This is a genomic window from Arsukibacterium sp. (assembly GCF_036735525.1).
GTDB lineage: Bacteria > Pseudomonadota > Gammaproteobacteria > Enterobacterales > Alteromonadaceae > Alishewanella.
On record NZ_DAINOE010000101.1, the window covers coordinates 1 to 2276 of the forward strand.

The window sequence follows — 2276 nt, forward strand, 5'->3', positions numbered from 1 at the left end:
TTGGTGTTGGCTGGCATGAGGTCATATACGAGCCAAAAAAAACGGCCAGCAAGCTGACCGTTTTCTCTGAATGAATTCAGTTTACAAGTGGTAAGTTACAGTACAGTAACGTTAGCAGCTTGTGGGCCTTTTTGGCCTTGTTCGATTTCGAAAGCAACGCGTTGGCCTTCGTTTAAGGTTTTGTAACCTTCAGTTTGGATTGCACGGAAGTGAACGAAAGCGTCAGCGCCGCCGTTATCTTGAGTGATGAATCCGAAACCTTTATCAGCGTTAAACCACTTTACTACACCAGTTACTTTAGCCATGAATGACTCCTAAAAATTTTTAATGAAACTAATTGACGCTAAATGCGCTTGTTAGCCTGACTGTTTGTTTACTTATGCGGCCAAACGTGCGTGAATCTTCAGGGACATGACTTACTAATGAAGCTGTGTAGCGAAGTGTTCAAAAACATGTTGTTACATAGGTCTGCTCTACAGGCCGGAAAGCACTATAACAGGTCTGCGCGGAATGTATAGCACTATTGCTAAATAAATACGTAATTTGCAAAATAAATTCACTTAGCGCTGAAAATAAAAAAACGCCAGATGACACTGGCGTTTTTACTGTATTACTTAAAGCGGGTTACTTAAAGCTTGTGACTAAGAGCCTGCTTTATGGCTTAGCCAATTGCCACTTCAGGCGCCACATAGGCAAAGCCTAACGCTTCCGCCACGCTTTGATTGGTGACTTTGCCATGATAGACGTTTAAGCCGGCTAACAGGTGCTTGTCTTCCTGCAGCGCCTTTTTATAGCCTTTATTCGCCAGACGGATAATAAAGGGCAGGGTGGCATTGTTCAGCGCAAAGGTAGAGGTCAGTGGCACAGCCCCTGGCATATTGGCTACACAGTAGTGCACGACATCATTAACGATATAGGTTGGGTCAGCATGGGTGGTTGGTTTAGAGGTTTCAACACAGCCGCCCTGGTCAATGGCCACATCGACAATAGCGGAGCCTGGCTTCATGCGCTTGATATGCTCACGTGTCACCAGTTTCGGAGCCGCTGCACCTGGCACTAACACACCGCCAATCACTAAATCTGCAGCCAGCACTTCTTGCTCTAGGGCTTCAGCAGTAGAGTAGATGGCTTTTACCGCACCATTAAACTGAGCATTGATGCGACGTAATACATCTACGTTACGATCTAAAACCGTCACATCTGCACCCATGCCAACGGCCATTTGCGCGGCATTTGCGCCAACCATACCGCCACCGATGATCACCACTTTTGCCGGGGCAACACCAGGTACGCCGCCCAATAGCATGCCGCGACCGGCACAGGATTTTTCCAGCGCACGGGCACCGGCCTGAATTGACATGCGGCCAGCCACTTCTGACATAGGCGCTAATAACGGTAAGCCACCTTTGTTATCGGTCACGGTTTCATAGGCAATACAGACTGCTTTAGAGGCGATCAGATCCTGAGTTTGCGGTAAATCGGGGGCCAGGTGCAGGTAAGTAAATAAAATCTGACCTTCACGCAACATAGCGCGCTCAGCGGGTTGTGGCTCTTTTACTTTTACAATCATCTCGGCTTTGGCAAATACCTCAGCGGCCGTGGCCAGTACATTGGCGCCAACAGCTTCATAATCGGCATCGGTAAAACCAATGCCACTACCGGCATTATGTTCTACAAAGACGCTATGGCCATGACCAATTAACTCACGGACACTGGCTGGGGTCATGCCGACACGGTATTCATGGTTTTTTATTTCTTTTGGTACACCGATAATCATAATGTTCCACCTTGGTTGGGTTGGGTAAGATTTTTGCGCAGTATACAAGCAAAAAAGCAGAATTAATGCTTGTTTTGGTGGCGCTATCCAGTGCAAAATTCTGTTTAAAATGTAAAACAGGAATATTTCACTGCTATGTATTCTTTAAGTAAGAGTATCAAGAAGTTAGACCGGATTGATCGCAATATTTTAGTCGAATTACAGCGAGATGGGCGTTTAGCCAATGTCGAACTGGCCCGCAGGGTAGGGTTAAGCCCAACGCCCTGCCTGGAACGGGTACGTAAGCTGGAAGCCGAGGGCTATATTATTGGCTATACCGCGCTGGTCGACCCGCATAAAGTCGGGGCGGCCTTGTTGGTGTTTGTCGAAATCACCTTAAGTAAAACCTCGCCCGAAGATTTTGATGAGTTTAGTAAAGCGGTGCAAAAGCTGCAAGAAATCCAGGAATGCCATCTGGTGTCGGGCAGTTTTGATTTTTTACTGAAAACCCGGGTCGCCA

At 47.1% G+C, this 2276-nt stretch carries 3 protein-coding genes; 1 reads left to right on the forward strand and 2 read right to left on the reverse strand.

Annotated elements, in window-relative coordinates; genetic code table 11:
• Positions 1-95: 95 nt before the first annotated feature.
• Both cspE and ald read right to left on the reverse strand, forming a co-directional pair.
• Positions 96-305: a transcription antiterminator/RNA stability regulator CspE gene (gene cspE, locus V7D78_RS14885; RefSeq protein ID WP_027670166.1), complete on the reverse strand. Its 210-nt coding sequence runs from the start codon at positions 303-305 to the stop codon at positions 96-98.
• 356 nt (positions 306-661) lie between these two features.
• Positions 662-1777 (reverse strand): alanine dehydrogenase, encoded by a 1116-nt coding sequence (gene ald, locus V7D78_RS14890; RefSeq protein ID WP_333609246.1) that lies wholly within the window; start codon positions 1775-1777, stop codon positions 662-664.
• A 135-nt stretch (positions 1778-1912) separates the two neighbouring features.
• On the opposite strand from ald, the gene V7D78_RS14895 reads away from it, so the two are divergent.
• Positions 1913-2276, forward strand: a 364-nt coding sequence (locus V7D78_RS14895; RefSeq protein ID WP_333609247.1) for a winged helix-turn-helix transcriptional regulator, incomplete at its 3' end; no start/stop codon positions are given.

Coding starts and splice junctions, on each gene's coding strand:
- cspE (WP_027670166.1), bottom strand. CDS start 305: ATGGCTAAAGTAACTGGTGTAGTAAAGTGGTTTAACGCTGATAAAGGT.
- ald (WP_333609246.1), bottom strand. CDS start 1,777: ATGATTATCGGTGTACCAAAAGAAATAAAAAACCATGAATACCGTGTC.